General features: G+C 57.8%; 20 protein-coding genes. 15 read left to right on the top strand and 5 right to left on the bottom strand.

Annotation, left to right across the window (positions count from 1 at the left end):
- Nucleotides 1-287: 287 nt before the first annotated feature.
- Both msrP and B3Z17_RS04125 read left to right on the top strand, forming a co-directional pair.
- The gene (gene msrP / locus B3Z17_RS04130) at nucleotides 288-1250 is read left to right on the top strand and encodes a protein-methionine-sulfoxide reductase catalytic subunit MsrP (protein ID WP_286828664.1); all 963 of its coding nucleotides are present in this window, start codon (nucleotides 288-290) and stop codon (nucleotides 1248-1250) included.
- 207 nt (nucleotides 1251-1457) lie between these two features.
- Nucleotides 1458-2075: a sulfite oxidase heme-binding subunit YedZ gene (locus B3Z17_RS04125; protein WP_286828663.1), complete on the top strand. Its 618-nt coding sequence runs from the start codon at nucleotides 1458-1460 to the stop codon at nucleotides 2073-2075.
- A gap of 12 nt (nucleotides 2076-2087) precedes the next feature.
- Here the strand turns inward: B3Z17_RS04125 and B3Z17_RS04120 are convergent, their stop codons facing one another.
- Nucleotides 2088-3839 carry a hypothetical protein gene (locus B3Z17_RS04120; RefSeq protein ID WP_286828662.1) on the bottom strand — a complete coding sequence of 584 codons (1752 nt, stop codon included), beginning with the start codon at nucleotides 3837-3839 and terminating at the stop codon, nucleotides 2088-2090.
- A 143-nt stretch (nucleotides 3840-3982) separates the two neighbouring features.
- Here B3Z17_RS04120 and B3Z17_RS04115 point away from each other — a divergent pair, with 143 nt between their 5' ends.
- Nucleotides 3983-4111, top strand: a complete 129-nt coding sequence (locus B3Z17_RS04115; RefSeq protein ID WP_286828661.1) for a hypothetical protein — start codon at nucleotides 3983-3985, stop codon at nucleotides 4109-4111.
- Nucleotides 4112-4153: 42 nt separating this feature from the next.
- On the opposite strand, the gene B3Z17_RS04110 is transcribed toward B3Z17_RS04115, so the two are convergent.
- Nucleotides 4154-4948: a substrate-binding periplasmic protein gene (locus B3Z17_RS04110; RefSeq protein WP_286828660.1), complete on the bottom strand. Its 795-nt coding sequence runs from the start codon at nucleotides 4946-4948 to the stop codon at nucleotides 4154-4156.
- Nucleotides 4949-5216: 268 nt separating this feature from the next.
- Here B3Z17_RS04110 and B3Z17_RS04105 point away from each other — a divergent pair, with 268 nt between their 5' ends.
- Nucleotides 5217-5732 (top strand): GFA family protein, encoded by a 516-nt coding sequence (locus B3Z17_RS04105; RefSeq protein WP_286828659.1) that lies wholly within the window; start codon nucleotides 5217-5219, stop codon nucleotides 5730-5732.
- A gap of 55 nt (nucleotides 5733-5787) precedes the next feature.
- Here the strand turns inward: B3Z17_RS04105 and B3Z17_RS04100 are convergent, their stop codons facing one another.
- Nucleotides 5788-6237 (bottom strand): MaoC family dehydratase, encoded by a 450-nt coding sequence (locus tag B3Z17_RS04100; RefSeq protein ID WP_286828658.1) that lies wholly within the window; start codon nucleotides 6235-6237, stop codon nucleotides 5788-5790.
- A gap of 220 nt (nucleotides 6238-6457) precedes the next feature.
- On the opposite strand from B3Z17_RS04100, the gene B3Z17_RS04095 reads away from it, so the two are divergent.
- From B3Z17_RS04095 to B3Z17_RS04045, 11 genes are all read left to right on the top strand, one after another.
- The gene (locus tag B3Z17_RS04095; RefSeq protein ID WP_286828657.1) at nucleotides 6458-8014 is read left to right on the top strand and encodes a methyl-accepting chemotaxis protein; all 1557 of its coding nucleotides are present in this window, start codon (nucleotides 6458-6460) and stop codon (nucleotides 8012-8014) included.
- A gap of 81 nt (nucleotides 8015-8095) precedes the next feature.
- Nucleotides 8096-8452 carry a CidA/LrgA family protein gene (locus B3Z17_RS04090; RefSeq protein WP_286828656.1) on the top strand — a complete coding sequence of 119 codons (357 nt, stop codon included), beginning with the start codon at nucleotides 8096-8098 and terminating at the stop codon, nucleotides 8450-8452.
- The gene (locus tag B3Z17_RS04085; RefSeq protein WP_286828655.1) at nucleotides 8449-9126 is read left to right on the top strand and encodes an LrgB family protein; all 678 of its coding nucleotides are present in this window, start codon (nucleotides 8449-8451) and stop codon (nucleotides 9124-9126) included. The genes B3Z17_RS04090 and B3Z17_RS04085 overlap by 4 nt, the downstream gene beginning before the upstream one ends.
- Before the next feature lie 95 nt (nucleotides 9127-9221).
- Entirely contained in the window at nucleotides 9222-10100 is an 879-nt protein-coding gene (locus B3Z17_RS04080; protein WP_286828654.1) for a DUF3108 domain-containing protein, read from the top strand.
- 113 nt (nucleotides 10101-10213) lie between these two features.
- A complete protein-coding gene (locus B3Z17_RS04075) occupies nucleotides 10214-11107 on the top strand; it encodes a DUF3108 domain-containing protein (RefSeq protein WP_286828653.1) in 894 nt (297 codons plus the stop codon).
- A 112-nt stretch (nucleotides 11108-11219) separates the two neighbouring features.
- Nucleotides 11220-12530, top strand: coding sequence for a metal-dependent hydrolase family protein (locus B3Z17_RS04070; protein ID WP_286828652.1), 1311 nt, complete (start codon nucleotides 11220-11222; stop codon nucleotides 12528-12530).
- Nucleotides 12531-12560: 30 nt separating this feature from the next.
- Complete coding sequence (locus B3Z17_RS04065; protein ID WP_286828651.1) at nucleotides 12561-13214, top strand: hypothetical protein; 654 nt, start codon at nucleotides 12561-12563, stop codon at nucleotides 13212-13214.
- 77 nt (nucleotides 13215-13291) lie between these two features.
- Nucleotides 13292-13936: a hypothetical protein gene (locus B3Z17_RS04060; RefSeq protein WP_286828650.1), complete on the top strand. Its 645-nt coding sequence runs from the start codon at nucleotides 13292-13294 to the stop codon at nucleotides 13934-13936.
- Between the two features lie 94 nt (nucleotides 13937-14030).
- The gene (locus B3Z17_RS04055) at nucleotides 14031-14705 is read left to right on the top strand and encodes a hypothetical protein (protein ID WP_068303441.1); all 675 of its coding nucleotides are present in this window, start codon (nucleotides 14031-14033) and stop codon (nucleotides 14703-14705) included.
- 144 nt (nucleotides 14706-14849) lie between these two features.
- Entirely contained in the window at nucleotides 14850-15353 is a 504-nt protein-coding gene (locus B3Z17_RS04050) for an energy transducer TonB family protein (protein WP_286828649.1), read from the top strand.
- Between the two features lie 140 nt (nucleotides 15354-15493).
- Entirely contained in the window at nucleotides 15494-16030 is a 537-nt protein-coding gene (locus B3Z17_RS04045) for a putative signal transducing protein (RefSeq protein ID WP_286828648.1), read from the top strand.
- On the opposite strand, the gene ychF is transcribed toward B3Z17_RS04045, so the two are convergent.
- Together ychF and pth are read right to left on the bottom strand one after the other, a co-directional pair.
- Nucleotides 16027-17130, bottom strand: coding sequence for a redox-regulated ATPase YchF (gene ychF / locus B3Z17_RS04040; protein ID WP_286828647.1), 1104 nt, complete (start codon nucleotides 17128-17130; stop codon nucleotides 16027-16029). The two genes, B3Z17_RS04045 and ychF, sit on opposite strands and share 4 nt — an antisense overlap.
- Nucleotide 17131: 1 nt before the next feature.
- Entirely contained in the window at nucleotides 17132-17878 is a 747-nt protein-coding gene (pth, locus tag B3Z17_RS04035; RefSeq protein WP_286828646.1) for an aminoacyl-tRNA hydrolase, read from the bottom strand.
- Nucleotides 17879-17905 lie beyond the last annotated feature (27 nt).

Raw genomic sequence — 17905 nt, 5'->3', positions numbered from 1 at the left:
CGTATTTTTTCTCGCAGCCGACCCCCCGATTTGTGTCCAAATAGTTAGCGAATGACGGGCCTTTTGCAAGCCTTTTCAAGGAAAAGAATACACGTTTGGCTGTTACTTTACGCCTTCATGGTACATCTGGATCAGATATTCCTGACTCGAACAGGCAGTTTTCAAGTTTTGTGTGGCCCGCACACCATGGCGCTCCAGGCCTCAGCTCACATCATGCGCACCAAAGCGTGACTGGACCGGATCAAAAGCTTTGCTAGGTATTAGGTACCAAACAACCGGAGTATGAGATGTTGATCAAGCGGACGAAAAGCTGGCGCCTAAGCGAAAATGACGTAACCCCCGAGGCGGTGTATCTGGACAGGCGCCGCTTCATGACGGGCGCCGGCGCGCTTGTGGGTGCGGCGGCGCTGGTGGGCACCGGCGCGCTTCAGGCCGCGACAGACCGGTCGCTCAAGACCCTGCCGCACGCCAAAACCGCTTTCGACCCCGGCGAAACACCGACGCCCTATGACGCGGTGACCAACTATAATAATTTCTATGAATTCGGCACCGGCAAGGGCGACCCGTCCGAGAACGCCTGGCGGCTTCAGGTGGCGCCGTGGTCTGTGCGCGTTGACGGCATGGTGGACAAGCCCGGCACCTACGCGCTTGAGGACCTGATCGACTATAACGCGCTCGAGGAACGTATCTACCGCCTGAGGTGCGTCGAAGCCTGGTCGATGGTGATCCCATGGATCGGCGTGCCGCTCTCAAGCGTGCTCAAGAAATACGGGCCGCAGTCGGGCGCTAAATATGTCGCGTTCGAAACGCTGGCAGACAAAGACCAGATGCCGGGCGTGAAAAGCTTCTTCAACGTGCTGGATTGGCCCTACCGCGAAGGGCTGAGGATGGACGAAGCGATGAACGAGCTCGCCTTCCTGGCGGTCGGCCTTTACGGCAAGGAACTGCCGAACCAGAATGGCGCGCCCATCCGCCTTGTGGTGCCGTGGAAATATGGGTTCAAGTCCATCAAATCCATCGTGCGCATCCACTTCACCGACACGGAACCGAAAACCAGCTGGAACGTATCTGCGCCAAAAGAATATGGTTTCTATTCGAACGTGAACCCGACCGTCAGCCACCCGCGCTGGAGCCAGGCGTCAGAGCGCCGCATCGGCGAATTCGGCAAAAGGAAGACGCTGATGTTCAACGGCTACGAGGAGCAGGTGGCGCATATGTATGACGGCATGGACCTGAAGAGATATTATTGATGCCGGCTGTTATGTGTCACCCCGGACCCGGCGCGTATGCGCCGGAGACGATCCGGGGTCCAGGAAACGCACAAAGCCCTCGCCAAAGGCGAAGACACTTTATTGTTTCTGGATGCCGTGTCGTAACCTGCCTGCGGCAGGGCACGGCATGACGTGCTTGATGAGAAAGACCAAGCCTATGCCTGATGGTGCGATACAGGAAATTTAATGCAGATAGTCAGTGTTCAAAACCTCAGGCGCTTTGGCAAACCCATCGTGTTTGCCGCCTGCCTTATCCCCTTCGCGTGGCTTGCCTTCAACTGGTGGCAGGCGTTCGCCGGCCAGCCGCATGACCTGGGGTTCAACCCCAATGAGACATCCAACCGCTTTTCGGGGGACTGGGCGCTTCGCTTCCTTCTGATATCCCTCGCGCTCACGCCGCTTTCGAAAATCCTCAAGTCCCCGAAGCCGATCCTGTTCCGGCGCATGCTGGGGCTGTTCGCTTATTTTTATGTCTGCACCCATATCCTCAGCTACCTGTGGCTGGACCTTCTGTGGGACTGGGCAGGCCTGTGGGCGGATATCATGAAGCGGGTTTATATCACCGTGGGCATGACCGCCTTTGTGCTTCTCACCCCCATGGCCATCACCAGCACCAAGGGCATGATCAAACGCCTGGGCGCCAAGCGCTGGCAGAAGCTGCATAAGCTCGTCTACATCATCGCCCCGCTGGCGGTGATCCATTTCTTCATGATGCGCAAGGGCTTCCAGCTCGAACCGCTGGTGTATGGTGCCATCTATCTGGGCTTGATGGCGTTCCGGTTGAAGGGGCGGCGCAGAAGTTGAGCTGGATGGAGCCTAACCCGCTCTGGGCAAGGCTTCACATATGTCCAGTGCCCGAACCTCTGTCACTTTTTGCATGCCGTTGGGCCTGTCCCCTGCGCTGAAAGCAATATGGCAGCCATCTGCACTGACGTCGCCGAAAAGTGGGAACCCCTCCCAAATCTTTTTCCACTGCCCGTCTGTCCAAACATACAGGCCTCCGGCTTTTTTACCAACGACTGTATGCCTGCTAGGCATCAGTCTTATGATGCCGCGTTTGGTGTACAGGGTTTGTGTGTTTCCACGTTCTCCGGGAATTTCGTCGAAGTTGATGGTTTCAAGGTTCGCGACTTCGTTCTGGACACGAAGCAAGGAAACATTCTTCAGTCCTTGGCCTTGCTTCCTGCCTTTGTAATCGACATAGGCGTAGGGGCAGGCCAGCATCTGAATAGCGTCTGCGAAGTGCAAATATTTCATGCAGCGTAGCGGGAAAGTTTGATCAGAGATTTTCACCGCTTCGGTTTGCTGGAACGGATAGTGATAGGTCCCGTCTTTCACCGATTCCAGCAAGCCTCGGCGGCGTCCCAGGTCCATGATTATGTTGGCGTTTTGCGGGAGGTCTCCACTGTCTGGTGTCCTTATCCACTTACACGTGAGAGAACTTTGACCAAGACGGGCAAAGCCGGGACTGCGGGCGGGTCCGGATTGGAAACCACCTGATGCCACTGAGCGTTCAGTGTATTTTACTTCGGTGGTCTTTAGTCGCCTGCCTAAACGCCCTTCTTTGATTGTCAGTTTTTTCGGCGCCGTGGGGTCGTATTTGGGTTTTGGGCCGTCTTTTTGGAGTGGTTTGGGGCTGTAGGATATATAGTCATCGGCGAAACAGAACCTGATGCCAATGTCTTCGTACATTGGCTCGAGTGATGTTCCATCCCATTTATGGAGCACGCGTGGCTCCCTTGGAATACTCTCAAGTAAAAGCAGGCTACCATCATTCGCCCAAAAGAGATTCACGATAGCGCGATCGGTCGAAATCAGGTTTGGGACCGCTTTCAATGTCAGTTTTTCAACAGTTTCCTCTGTTGGCTGGGTTAGCCTTTCGAAGGTTGATCGGGTACCGTCCAATATTTTTTTGTATCGTGCGGCCATTTCCGCCTCAGGGATAAGCCAAGCTAGTGCCTCTGCCGGGTCGGTCCCCAGTGGCAGACCTAATGCTTCAACTTCCTCTGGAGATAATTTCTTCCTCAGTGCCCCTTTAATGGCATTATTCATGGCGCGGATACCATGGGAGCATATCCACCACGGCGAAGCCTTGCTCGCCAATAAGTCTGGGCCGTTCAACACCCTCAGTCCGGCTTCGCCAGCATCTTTTGGGTTGTCTCGAACATACTTTGAGACAGACCTGGCAAACCCGGGAAGAAAACTTACGCCTTGCGCCGCGGTTGTATCAGCACAAAGCACTGCATCTAGGCGAGCGCGAATGAACCCCAGCCAGTACCATTCAATGGCTTGGGTTTTATTGATCGGGAAAGTGCGTTCTGCCAGGTGAAAAAGGAAGGCCGGAGGAATTTCATCCTTTTTGTCAATAAGTTCCTGGCGAATATCATCGTCACCTAACGGGGCTTCCTGCAGCCGCTTGAGCAAGTTTTGTGTATCGGTTTGCCGGGAGATTGAGAAAGCGCGATCAATGCTGACAAATTCTATAACAGGAGGTGGGACCTCAGCTCGACCAGTATTTGATGCCAGAAAAATGGCGAGAAACAAGCTTGTCAACGCACGTAAGATCATAGAGGTCCCCATCAGTAACTTCCTTCTTCATAGAGGGACATACTGTTGAAGGCAAGGGAGCGGCCGCCTACCCTCTTTTGGCCACCATGGCGTTGCCCTTGACGATCATCACCACCTCGTCTTTCTGGTTCTCCACATGATAGATGGATTTCACCAGCCCCAGGTTCGGGCGGCGCTTCCTGTTCGAGCCGCTCGCCTACGGCGCCATCTACCTTGGCCTGATGGCCTTCCGGCTGAAGGGCAGGGGCCGGAAGCGCGTGAAAGCGGCCTAGCGGGCTGGTAGATTGCGACGCGAAGCGGTCTACAGGATCACTCTATCTGCCACGACGGTATAGCAAGTTGTCTACGCCGCCAGACAAATATCTCGCCAGTATTTTCTTCAGGGTGCCGTCTCGCTTCACATCCTCAAAGGCTGCCGACAGTGCTTTTACCAAAGCATCATCTGTCTGTTTGTTCACTGCAAAATAATAGTCGGATTGCTCAAGCGTATAGACGACTTCATATGCTGCAGGCGAATAGCCATGATGCTGGATAAGCCAAAACGACACAGTCGCCCCCGAAGCCCAAAGATCCAATCGGCCACGCTCCAACATGGGGATGGCGTTCATCGGAGAACGTACATCATATACAAACTTCGGCTTTGCGCCCGCATCCATCAGGGCAATGTGCGCAACGTCCTGATTGATTACCCCTACAACATACCGACTGAAGTCATCTATTGTCCGGATGTCGGCCCGCAGGTCCTTTTTTGCAATGACCGAAATGTCAGCCGGGGCGATGGGGCCAATCCATTTGAAGGCACTGTCGCGAGCCTGTGTCCGAACTGTTGAGAACAGAACAGTATTTTTCTCACTCTCCACCCGCGCATAGGCCCGCGCCCACGGCAGCACTACAATATCTGCCCGGGGCTGGGGTGCATCAAGGCGCTGCAACATCTCAATCAGGACATCCGGGGCAATCCCTGTAACTTGGCCGCCTTCCTCATAGTTGAGCGGTGGATAGATCTCGGTACAGAAGGTGAGGCTGCCAACATCAGGGTCTTGCGCCCGTGCCGGTACGGACAGGCACGCAACCAGCAGGATGCATATACGCCAGTTATGGAGGGGCATGTCAGTATCCTTTACTGTTCAACTCCCTACATGTGCCTGAATAGACCAGTCTACACGATCGCAGGTAAAGCGTTCGTTACCAAAGGTTGCGAGACAATTGGACGTGGTATGAGATAAGACATACGGAGACCAACGGGTTGCCGATACCCGGGGATTGCTCTGGATTGATGTGCCAAATACGGTCATGTTTCCCCTGTCAGGAAAACAAGGCTGAGCGCGGCAAGGCCAGGCATGCTACACTGGCGACGGACCAGCTAGGGAGGATTCAGTGATCGATGAGGCATTTCCGTGTGACGGGGGCTGTACATGCGGCCATGTACGCTATCAGGTAAGTTCGAAACCAATGATTGTCCATTGCTGCCATTGCAGCTGGTGTCAGCGACAGTCTGGCTCCGCCTTCGCCGTCAATGCGCTGGTGGAAGCTGATCGCGTCAAGCTGGTTGCAGGCGATGTTGAGGAAATCGATGTTGCGTCGCCAAGCGGGAAGGGGCAAACGATCGCCCGCTGCCCCAAATGCCGGGTGGCGATGTGGAGCAATTATTTTATGGGGGGGCTGAAGGAGCGTATTCGCTTCATTCGGGTTGGGTCGCTCGACAATCCAGACCTCATGCCGCCCGACGTTCATATCTTCACATCGAGCAAGCAGGATTGGGTTATCTTGCCGCCGGACGATCCATATGCTGAAGTTTTCTATGATGTGGCGACCACCTGGTCACCCGACAGCCTGAGGCGCCTGGATGCACTGGAGGCCGAAACCGGAGGCGAGATTACCTGGCGGCGATAGGTCTTTTCCGGCGGTAAATCAGCGTTATATTCAACCCCCATTACCCGAACGCCGCCTACCCCCTTTTGGCGACCATGGCGTTGCCGCGCATGGTCATCACAACCTCGCCATTCTGGTTCTTCACCTTGTAGGCTGATTTCACCAAACCGAGGTTCGGGCGGCTTTTGCTGTCGCGTTTGGCGGTATATTCGCTTTCGATTGAAAGCACATCGCCGGGGAATACGGGGCGTTTCCACTCAATGCCGTCAATGCCGGGGCTGCCAAGGCCAGCGAGGCCCTTGTCCTTCATATGGTCCACCATCATGCGCATCATCATGGCGCAGGTGTGCCAGCCGGATGCGCACAGCGCGCCGAAGACAGACTGTTTGGCGACCTCTTCATCCAGGTGGAAAGGCTGGGGGTCATATTTGGACGCGAAGTCGATGACTTCCTCTTTTGTCACCTTATAACTGCCAAATGCATCCTTTTGACCTACGTCAATGTCCTCAAAGAAAATCCTGAACATATTTAGTCTCCCTTAATGCATCTGAAATGGTGCCGTGGTGCATTGCGTCAAGGCCCATTGAGTTGAATGGATGGCAGGCAAGAACGGATGGCAAGGAAGGGATGACCAGCTGCGTCAATCGGTCGCTTGGGCAGGCGGCAGTGGTTTACGCTTCGTTTACCGGCCCGTTTTTATGGTGCCAAACAGGTTTCAACCAAACATATGTATTGGGGGTTAGTTGATGAACGAGACATTCGAAGGCCTTGACGGCATCCGCGCCCGGGTCGTGCAAATTCTTGTGCTGTTTCTGTGGGCGCACGTGCCGGCGGCGCTTGTGCATGGCTGGTGGTCCGGCAGCGACGATATGTGGCTGATCACCGGCATCATCGCGGGGCTTTCCGCGCTGGCGACCGCGGCTGTGAAGCTGGCGTCGCCACCCCGGGTGGGGCGCATGGTGCTGGCGGTGGCCATGGTGCTGACCTCCGGCGCGCTGGTGGCGCTGTATGAAGGCCACGCCTGGCAAAAGGATGTGCATCTCTATTTCGCCACCGTGATTGCGCTGCTGTCGTCCACCTTCTGTTGGCGCACGCTGGCAACGGCCAGCGGGGCGACGGTGCTTTATGTGCTTGTGGGCACGCTGGTGGCGCCGGCCTATGTGCTGGGGGCCGAAAGCGGCCTCTTGGAAGCCGGGTTTGAAGCCGTGGCCTTCCTGGTGCTGTCTGCCGGGCTTTTCTGGGTCACGAACCTGGTGCAGGGCCTGTTTGTGCAGGTGCAGGACCAGCATGCGCTCGCCGTGGCGGAAACCGAGAAGGCCCGCGAAGCTGAAGACCGCGCCAATGGTGCGGCTGATGAGGCCAAGGCCGCAGCCCTTGAAGCGCTGGCCGCGAAAGAAGAGGCCGACGCGTTGAGGGCCGAACAGGCCGACCAGGAAGCCCGGTTGGCGGAAGAAAAGCGCGCCATGCTGCAAGCGTTGGCGCAGGAATTTGAAGGCAGTGTGCAGGAGATCGTGCGCGAGGTGGCTGACATGTCTGTCTCCATCAAGGAAACCGCTGCCCACATGCAGGCGCAGGCCCGCACCGGCATGGACAGCGCGGCCCGCATCGCCAGCGCCACCATGGATGCCTCGAACAATGTGGAGTCGGTCTCAGGTGCGGCCACGGAACTGTCCTCTTCAACGTCCGAGATCGCCCAACAGGTGGACCAAAGCACCCGGCTGACAGGCGAAGCGGTGGAGAAATCCGAAGCGGTCTCCAGTCAGATTGCGCTACTATCGGAACGGGCGCAGGAAATTGGCGGTGTGGTGCATCTGATCACTGAAATCGCGGAACAGACCAACCTCCTCGCGCTCAACGCCACCATCGAGGCCGCGCGCGCAGGCGAGGTGGGCAAGGGCTTTGCCGTTGTTGCGACCGAGGTGAAGAACCTGGCGGGCCAGTCCGCGCAGGCCGCCGAAGGCATTCACGAACGCATCGGCGCCGTGCAGGAAGCCACCGAAGGCGCCGTGGCGGCCATGCGTTCGATCGCAGAGGTGATCAAGTCCATCAACCATGGGTCAAGCGCCATTGCAGCGGCGGTCGAGGAACAGGACGCCGCCACCCACGATATCGCCAATTCGGTGAAGCAGGCGTCTGCGGGCACCCGCACCGCGGCAGAGGACGCGCAGTCGGTCGAAGGCAGCGCGCGCTCAAGCGAGGAGGCAGCTGTGAGCGTGCTGGCGGCGATCGAGCAGCTTGAGGCGCTTGCAGGCACGCTGACAAACCAGACAGACAGCTTCCTGGCCCGCGTCCGCGCAGGCTAGCAAACCCGGAACAAGGGCATTGACGGCAGCGGGATAAGCCCTAGGGTTTATCCCGTTCCTTATTGTTGTGCGGGAGGTTTTGTGGCGCGGTCGCTGGTTGGTATCTTGATCCTGATGGCGTTTCTGTATGGCGCCGCTTTTCTGGTGCGCACCTTTGCGCTGCCGTTGCCCGCGCCCATTCTGGGGCTCCTGATGCTCACGGCCTTCCTGTTGGCGTGGCGCGACGTGCCCGACGTGATCGCCGCAGGCTCGGACACGCTGATCCGGATTTTCCCGCTTCTGTTCATCCCGCCGATTGTGGCGCTTCTGGACGCTAAGGCGCTGGCGCTGTCGGCGCCGCTGGTGCTTGTGCTGGCGGTCAGTGCCAGCACGCTTGTTGGCCTATTGGTCACGGCCTTTCTTTACCGGGCGCTGGTGCGCGGGAAGGAGCAGGCATGACCACCCCGGTCGCCCTGTGGCCGGCTGTGACCGCCCTTCTGTTTGTGGCCGCCAACTGGCTTTATGGCCGGGCGGGTGAACGGGCCTATGCCCACCCGATCCTGTTGCCGTCTGTGGTGCTGATGGGCTGGTTCAGCCTCAATGAGGAGGGCCTCAAGGCCTATGTGGCGGATACCGAATTCTTCCGCATGTTCCTGGCGGCGGCGGTGGTCGGGCTGGCGGTGCCTCTCTACCGCAGCTGGGGCGCTGTGAAAGCCAACAAACGTGCGGTCCTGGCCGCTGTGGCCGGTGGATCTATTGCTGGAGTCATGAGCGCGCTGGTGCCCGCTATGCTTTTGCAGGCTTCCCCGGAAATCATCGCCAGCCTTGGCACCAAATCCATCACCACGCCCATGGCTGTTACGGTGGCGGGCAGCATTGGCGGCGTGCCCTCCATCGCCGCGGCGGTGGTGGTGATCACCGGGCTTTTTGCAGCCCTCGTGGGGCCGGGGCTGTTGCGCGCGCTGGGGGTGGATGATGACGTGGCCACCGGGCTCGCGCTCGGCACCGCCGGGCACGCCATTGGCACCGCTGAGGCCGTGCGCCTCTCACGCACCATGGGCGCGGCGGCGGCCTTCGCCATGACCGCAAATGGCCTCGCCACAGCGGTGCTGCTGCCGCTGGTGTGGGGCTGACCCCTACAATTGTCTGCACTTCTTAACCAGATTTTTGGCCCTATTCTTGAATATAGAGATTGGTAAGGGAGCACACTTGTTACGAGGATCGTACCATGCGCTTTTTGCTGTCCCTTGCCGCCTTTGGCCTTTTCGGCCTTACCACCCCCACATTTGCAGCGCCCGAGAGAATTGAGGCCACCTATGATTTAATCTGGAAGGGTTTTCATGTCTCGACGGCGGAAACCGTGACGGAACTGAATGATGGCCGCTATTTCCTGGGCATCAATATCAAGACCCATGGCCTCTTGAAAATGGCCACCGGTGGGCACGGCACTTTTGAGATATCCGGGCAATTGTTGCCGGACGGCGGCGTACAGCCCGAAACACTGGATGCCGACGGCTATTGGGACGGCGATGCCTTTTCGCAAAAACTTCGGTACGGTGCCGACGGCCAGCTGGCCGCCTTTGAAGCCACACGCCCCGAAGACTGGTTGAAGGAAAACGCGCGCGAGGCCGTGCCGGACGAGATGAAAACCGGGCCCGACCCGGCGTCACTTTTCGTGTCCCTGATGCAGAACCCGGTGAATTTCAGCGCGGAGGACATGGGCCAGCCGATCCTGCTCAGAAGCTTTGACGGGGAAGCCGTGGTGGACTGGCAGCTGGGCTGCGCGGCCACGCCCGTGATGCTGAGCCAGTCCAAGCATTCGTCCATCACCGGGCAGGCTTTTGAATGCGCGCTCAGGACCACAACCGTGGCCGGTAAGCTTCTGAAGGAAGAAAAGCCGAAAAAAATGGTCACCCGTGGCCCGCGGGGCCGCCGCCAGACAGTGGACCTTGATGATGTCTCGCCAAAAGTGTGGCTGATGGCCATGGGCGAGGGCGACCGCCTGATGCCGGTGCGCGCCCAAGTGCCAAGTGAGAAGGGCCTTGTTGGCCTTTACCTCAGCAAGCTGACGATGGCGGGGGCGGAGCGCGGCACCGAGGGGCGCTAGAGAATGCTGCGCCCGGGCCGTTATGTCGCCCCAATTCTGGTATAGCATCCATCTGTTGCAGAGTTTACGAATTTGCAGCACTGTTGATTTCGGGAAAGTGGGAAGCGGGCCGAATGAAGAAATATATTGGCATAATGACGGGGGCGCTGCTGGCCGTGGCTGGCGGCGGCGGGCAGGCTATGGCCGCCGAGCGGCTTGAAGTGACCTATGATTTCATCTGGAAGGGGCTTTTGGTGTCGACCGCCGAAGCCCGCGCCGACCTGGCACCTGAAAGCTACGACCTGGCGATTGATTTTCGCATGCGCGGGCTGGCCAAGCTGTTCGCCAACGGCCGCAGCGAGCTGAGGTCGAACGGCAGCCTGGTGGACGGTGATATCCTGCCACGCGAATATATCTCTGCCGGCCGCTGGGACGGTGAGGATTATATGCGTACGCTCCGGTTCGCGCCGGACGGCATGCTCAAGGAAATCGAACAGGACTGGCCGGAAAAATGGGAAAAGAAATACCCGCGCGAAGAGGTGCCAACTGAACTGCGCCGTGGCCCGGACCCGGCTTCGCTGGCGATTGCGTTGTTGCGCGCCCGCATCACAGAAGCCCAGGCTGCTGAGCCCTTCACCATCCAGGTGTTTGACGGCGCCATGGTGTTTGAATGGCAAGTCAGCTGCGGGCCTGAGCTGGTAGAGATATCGGACAGCCGCCACTCGGACTTTGCAGGCGAGGCTCATGAATGCACCATCGGCGGCGAGCTGGTGGCGGGCAAGCGCATCCTGACTGAAAAAGAGAAGAAGAAGCTTGAAAAGGAGCGTGAGAAGCGCCGCCGCAAAGCTGAAAAGAACGGCGAGGATGACGACATGCCGCCCAAATTCTGGGTGATGTCAAAGGGCGATGGCGGCTATCTGGTGCCAGTGCGGGCAGAAGTGCAGACCGATATGGGCCGCGTGCATATGTATCTGAAAGAGCTGGCAATTACCGACCTCGAAGACGTGCCGGTGGTGGCTTCGCGCTGAAATTTTGCCCCTTTAATCTAATCTTAATCCCGTGAATTGACTTTTACAGTTGGTGTGTAAGACTGCGCGCCAATTAATGGTGGCGATCAATTATAAAATGGGAGGGACAGCCATGAGCGCGACGTCAAGGAAAGCCGGTTTGCTGGCACTGGGGCTGGGGGCAGCCCTGATTTCAACGGCGGCCACTTGGGCCGCGGATATCAAGGTTATTCATGCCGGCGAGCTGCTGACGGTGCCGGGCAAGGCGCCGGTCAAAAACCAGACAGTGGTGATTGAAGACAGCCGCATTCGGGAAGTGCGCGACGGCTTTGTGGCCGCATCCGAGTTTGGCGAAGACGCGACGCTGGTGGACCTCAAGGACAGCTTCGTAATGCCTGGCCTGATGGACATGCATGTGCATATCCAGGGCGAACTGGGCCCGAACCAATACCGTGACACCGTTCAGATGTCGGCGGAAGATTCTGCCATGCGCAGCGTGATGTATGCAAACCGTACGCTGATGGCCGGTTTCACCACAGTGCGTGATCTGGGGGCGAGCCCGCAGGAAGTTTTCGCGCTTCGTAAAGCCACGGCCAACGGCTGGGTGGATGGTCCGCGCATCGTTGCGGCCGGCAGCAGTGTTGCCGCCACTGGTGGCCATGGTGACGTGGACGACATGCGCCATGATCTCTTGGAAAAATATACCTCGAAAACCATCTGCGACGGCGCGGACGATTGCCTGCGTGCGGTACGCCACGCGGTCAAGTATGGCGCTGATGTCATCAAGATTACAGCCACGGGCGGCGTGCTGTCGGATACCAATACCGGCACCGGCCAGCAGATGACTGATGAAGAACTGAAGACCATCATGGATACGGCCCATGCGCTTGGTCGCAAGGTGGCAGCCCACGCCCACGCGGCTGAAGGCATCAATGCCGCCCTGCGCGCCGGGGTGGATAGCATTGAGCACGGGTCTTATGCGAACGCGGAATCGATCCGCCTGTTCAAGAAGAACGGCGCCTATCTGGTGCCAACCTTGCTGGCGGGCCACACGGTGGTGACCATGGCCAAGAATACGAATTTCATGTCTGAGGACATCAAGGCCAAAGCCATCCGCGTGGGCGGCGACATGATCGAGAATTTCCAGCGCTCCTACAAGGGCGGGGTCAAGATCGCCTTCGGTACCGACAGTGGCGTCTCCAAGCATGGCACCAACGCCTATGAAGCGGTGCTGATGCACGAGGCGGGCATGACGCCCATGGATATCCTCAAATCCGCCACGGTACATGCCGCTGACCTGATTGATATGTCAGACAGCCTTGGCACCATTGAAGTCGGTAAGATCGCCGACATCATTGCAACAGACGGCAGCCCGCTTGATGATATCAAAGAACTGCTGGATGTGGACTTCGTGATGAAGGACGGCCGGATGGTGAAGCAATAGCGGTCAGAACAGGCGGGAAGGCCGAAGTTGGTGGCAGTAAAGATTCACGATAGCAGGGCCCTGATGGGCGGACTGGCGATGATGATCATCGGCGCCATTCTGTCCATGATGATGGCTTTCTATCTGTTGCCGGACGTGTTCGGCGAAGAGGCCCTGGTCTCCCGCTGGTGGTGGGAAATCGTCCTGAACCTGCAGATCCTGTGCCTGGCCTTCATGTGGTTCTGCCACCACAACCGCATTATCTTCTCTCGTGGATGGTGGCGCATGCGCGCCATCGTCCATTTTATTACCGGGGTTGTCTCGGTTTCCTATCCTGTCGGCATCATGTTGATCAGCGCCTATATGGACTGGTTCCGCGAAGCCCCGAGCGAACGCCAGGTGTATCTGTTGATGCTGGGTGGCGTGGCGCTGTGGGCGGTGGGCAACTTTGTTGTGCCGATCATTGTCTGGCTGATGGCGCGGCCTTCTGCGAGAAGTGACGATGCCTCTCCGCTGAAGTTTCGACCTCACATATGGCTGATGGCTTTCTGGCCGACGCTTTCGGCGCTGGTGATCGGGATAATCGTCTGGTGGCAGCAAGGCGGCGCAGTCAGCATTCTTGTGCCGATCCTCCTGTATCTGCAAGGGGCGCTTCCGTATTTCCGCAAGGCGCAGCATGCATCCCCGCGCGACAGCGACATATAAATATCTGCCAATAAAGAATTTTCTTAACTTTTAGCGCTAAAGTTGGACCATTGTGATTTCCAGCCAGGTAGGCATAGATGCGTTTTGTAGGCAACAGAGCCCTGTTGGGTGCCGCGGCGATGATCATCGTCGGCATTGTGCTGTCAATGCTCGCCAGCGACTATGTTAGTGGCCGCGGCGAGGTCGAAGGCCTGACCACGTCGCGCTGGTGGTGGGAAATCGTCCTGAATTCCCAGATCCTGTGCGCAGCCTTCATCTGGTTCACCCATATTGAAAAGGTAAAGGCGTCAACGGGCTGGCGTGCACTTTTCAGTGCGCTGCAGTTGTTGTCCGGCCTTGTGGCGGTGTTGGTGCCGGTCTGGATTGCCCTGGCGGGCATCCTGCTCGACTGGTTCAAGACCGGCCCAAGCATGCAGGAGCTTAACGCCACCTTCTATGTATGTCTGGCGGTTTGGGGTCTGAGCTGGCTCGCGATGTGGACCGTTGAATGCATTGGCAGGCGCCGTTTTGTGTTGCCGTCATTTCTGGCGATGGGTCGCTGGTGCTATATCCTGATAGGGATCAGCCCCATGGTGCTTGCAGTGCTGCTGACCATTGTGGAAACCATGCGTGGCGGCAACCAGCACTATGTGTATGCACCCTTTCTGTTTTACCTGCAGGGGGCGGTGCCCTATCTGGTGGCATCCCAGCGCCCGCCTCGAAGTTCAGCCGAAGAGCTATAATCTGGCCTATAGCCAGCAATTTAGGAAAATCGTAAGCTTTTTCGCCAACCATGACGTCTGCGGCCTGCAACGGGCCGTGGTGTAGGGGAGAGGAATGAAGCTATTCGGACATCAGGTATATGACCAACGCGCCCTGGCTGGGGCCCTGGCGCTTCTGTTGGTGGGCGCGAACCTGTCCATCATGATGGCCTTCTATTTTTTCCCCGGCGGCGAGGCCTTCGCACTGCTGCAGTCCCGCTGGTGGTGGGAGCTGACCTTCAGCATGGAAATCCTGTGCCTGGCGCTCATGTGGATGTGCCATCACGAACGGGTCTTTGAAGCCAGCGGCTGGAAGAAGGCGCGGGCTGCCAGCCGGTTGATAGTGGGGCTCGCGGGCGTGTCCGTTCCCAGTTGGGTTCTGGTAATCTGCGCCGCCAACGACTGGTTCCAGCATCCGCCCGCCTTGATGGACCTGGCCTATTATGCGGCTGTTGTGTTTGTGGTTTGGGTGGCGCTGGCGTATGTAATCCCTGTCACGGTGGCGCTGATTGCCCGCAAGCCGGGGTTTATTTACCTTGGTCTCAAGGGAAAGCGTCGTGGCGGTGCCATTCTGTTGTCCTCCCCGTTTTTGCTTCTGTTACTGGTTGCCGCCATCGAGATACTGCGTGGCAGTCATTTGCACATAGTGGTATGGCCGTTCCTGACCTACCTGCACGGTGCGATGCCTTATCTGGTGAAGGCCTTTCGCCCCGCCCCGCCAAAAGCCGCCCCGTCCCTGATTGGGGGATAAATTATTTTTCCCCCTAAGTTTTTGAAAATACGCGACTAATTCGAAATGTCCCTTTTTCTAACCTAAGTTATTGAAAAAAGTTGAGGGGGATGAGCTTTCGATTGTCTCAAGGCTTGTACTCAATTCAATCCAAACGGGGGATGTATGAAAAAAACCGTAACGACAGTATTGGCTGCAAGCCTGTTTTGTGGCGCAGCTTTCGGGGATAACGCACCGCTTCAGGGGCCAAAAATCACGGAATTTGATGCCGAAATCGGCAAGTGGGCGGCACGTGCCGGCCGCTCTGGCTGTGCTCACGTTCAGTATAAACTAAATGATGAGGGCGACGTCTATGGCGTGAAGCTGCTGGGCTCGAAGGGCCACAAAAGCTTCGCGCGCGAAGCCAAATACGGCGTGCGCGGCATGTCCGTGGAAGCAGGCTCAGCGCCTGCGGGCACCTATGACCTCGTGGTTGATTTTGTCATCACCCGCCGCAGCGCTTCCAATGCCGAACAGGCAACAGACGCGTTTGAGCGCAACCCCAAGGTTTGCCCATACACAGCCAAGACAGATCACGAACCAATCGTGGTGTCGGCGCAGCGCCAGTATAGAGCGGTTCGCAAACAGTGCGACGCTACCGGCGTTGGGTCCAACATGAAGACTTGCTAGGCAGGCCATAAGCTCCGGTTTGTCTGGAACCGGTCATGACGGCGAATTACCAGGGCCGCAGCGATTTCCCGAGCTGCGGCCTTTTCTTTTTGCTGTGGGTGCGGCGGTGTTATAGGCTTTTCTCCAGGTGGGGGACGCGCATGAAAACACTGTATGAAACGGTCGATTATTCTGAAGCCCTGGTGATCAAGGCGCTGCTGGAGCAGGCTGGCTTCTTGGTCTATCTGGACGGAATGCATACTTTGGCGGCGTGTCCACATTGGACGGTCGGACTGGGGTTGCGGCTGTATGTTGCTCAGGCAGACTTTGATCCTGCTACCCATCTGCTATTGGAAGTGCGGCGGGAGAATGTTTTTGGCCTTGCAACAGAGGATAGCGTCGATGCCTGTCCAAAATGTGGTTGGGAAGACATTGTTCGTTATACCAGTCTTTTAGTGCTCCCTATTTTAGTTGCGCTCGGTCTATTGCTGCCAGTGCCTAATGGCAATAAGCGCGCCTGTAATACATGTGGTCACAAATACAAAACGAAAGGCCCCGCAATTGCAGGGCCTTTGAAGCTGGTTCTATTCTTTTGGATCGTGTTTTTCCTGACCTACTTCGCTTATGAAGTCTATTACATCTGGCCAGAAGGTCCCGGGCTTGAGCACTATTGGCCGTCAGGCTGGTTCTACGATTAGTTCGCGAAGCGGAAGTGCAGCACGTCGCCGTCCTGGACGATATATTCCTTGCCTTCAAGGCGCATCTTGCCCGCGTCCTTCGCACCCTGTTCGCCGCCACAGCCGACAAATTCATCATAAGCCGTGGTTTCAGCGCGGATGAAGCCTTTTTCAAAGTCCGTGTGGATCACGCCGGCAGCCGCTGGCGCCTTGGTGCCCTTGGTGATGGTCCAGGCGCGGCACTCTTTGGGGCCCACGGTGAAATAGGTGATCAGCTCCAGCAGGTCATAGCCAGCGCGGATCACGCGGGCCAGGCCGGTCTGGCCCAGGCCGAGCGTCTCGAGGAACTCTGACTTGTCTTCTTCGCTGTCCAGTTGGGCGATCTCTGCCTCGACAGCAGCGGAAATCACAACGCAGCCTGCGTTGTTCTTGGCGGCCATGTCTTCAACCGCGCGGGAATATTCATTGCCTTCGGACGCGCTGTCTTCGTCCACGTTGCAGATATAAAGGATCGGCTTACTGGTCAGCAGCTGCAGTTCCTTGAAGGCGCGCTCTTCGTCCGGGCTGTTGCGCTCAACGAAGCGGGCAGGCTTGCCTTCCTTGAGGAGCGGGATCGTGCGTTCGATCATGGTCATGGCAAGCACGGCTTCCTTGTCGCCGCCGCGCACCCGGCGGCCCAGGCCGTGGATGCGGCCTTCAAGGCTTTCAAGGTCAGCCAGCATCAGCTCGGTCTCGATGGTTTCAGCGTCGGACACCGGGTCAACGCGGCCATCCACATGGGTGATGTCGTCGTCTTCAAAGCAGCGGAGCACGTGGCAGATGGCGTCTGTTTCGCGGATGTTGGCCAGGAACTGGTTGCCGAGGCCCTCGCCCTTCGAGGCGCCGCGCACCAGGCCTGCGATATCCACGAACGACAGCTGCGTCGGGATGATTTCCTTGGAGCCTGCCAGTTCGGCGAGCTTGTACTGGCGGTCGTCCGGCACAGGGACCTGGCCCACGTTCGGCTCGATCGTACAGAAGGGGTAGTTTTCCGCAGCCGCATTCGCGGTGTTGGTCAGCGCGTTGAAAAGCGTCGATTTACCAACGTTCGGCAGGCCTACAATGCCACACTTGAAACCCATATCAGTCTTCCTTCTTCAGCGCGTTTTTCAACATTTGGAGCGCATCGGCCATGGGGCCATTGTTATTCTTCGGTTTGGCGGGGTCTGCCGCGAGTGACTTGGTCACCGGGCCACGCGCCGCCGTCTTGTCATTCTCTGTCGCCGCTTTATCAGCACCCAGCTTGCCGGTCGAGGGCCGCGGCGGGTTGATGCGGCGCGATACTTCCGTCATGAAGCGCGGGTTGTCGCGGTCTGCCAGATAGCCGGCCTCTGCCGCAATCGCATCCAGCACCTTCTCCAGCTCCGGCTGCTCGGCTTTGGCGAAATCGCCCAGCACATGGCCGTGTACGCGGGCCTTGTCGCCGGGGTGGCCAATACCGATACGCACGCGGGTGAAATCAGCGCCGATATGGCTCGTGATGGACCGGATGCCGTTATGGCCGGCGGCACCACCGCCCAGCTTCACCTTCACCTTGCCGAACGCGAGATCCAGTTCGTCATAAAAGACAACCACATCGGCTGGCGTCAGCTTGAAGAAGCGCATGGCTTCGCCAACGGCCTGGCCCGAGAGGTTCATGAAGGTTTGCGGCTTCACGACGATGACCTTCTCGGACCCGAGACGGCCTTCATGTGTCAGCGCCTGCCAGCGGCTCTTTTCAGGCAAAAAATTATGGCGGCGAACAATCTCGTCCACCGCCATAAATCCAACATTGTGCCGGTGGCCCTTGAATTTGTCGCCTGGGTTGCCAAGACCGACAAACAAAAGCATGGATCAATCCTTCCGGCAGGTGGGGCG

Origin of the sequence: Kordiimonas sp. UBA4487 (genome assembly GCF_002389025.1) — a bacterium.
GTDB lineage: Bacteria > Pseudomonadota > Alphaproteobacteria > Sphingomonadales > Kordiimonadaceae > Kordiimonas > Kordiimonas lacus.
Note: the sequence above shows the minus strand (reverse complement) of the source record. Positions and strands in the feature narration are given on the sequence as shown.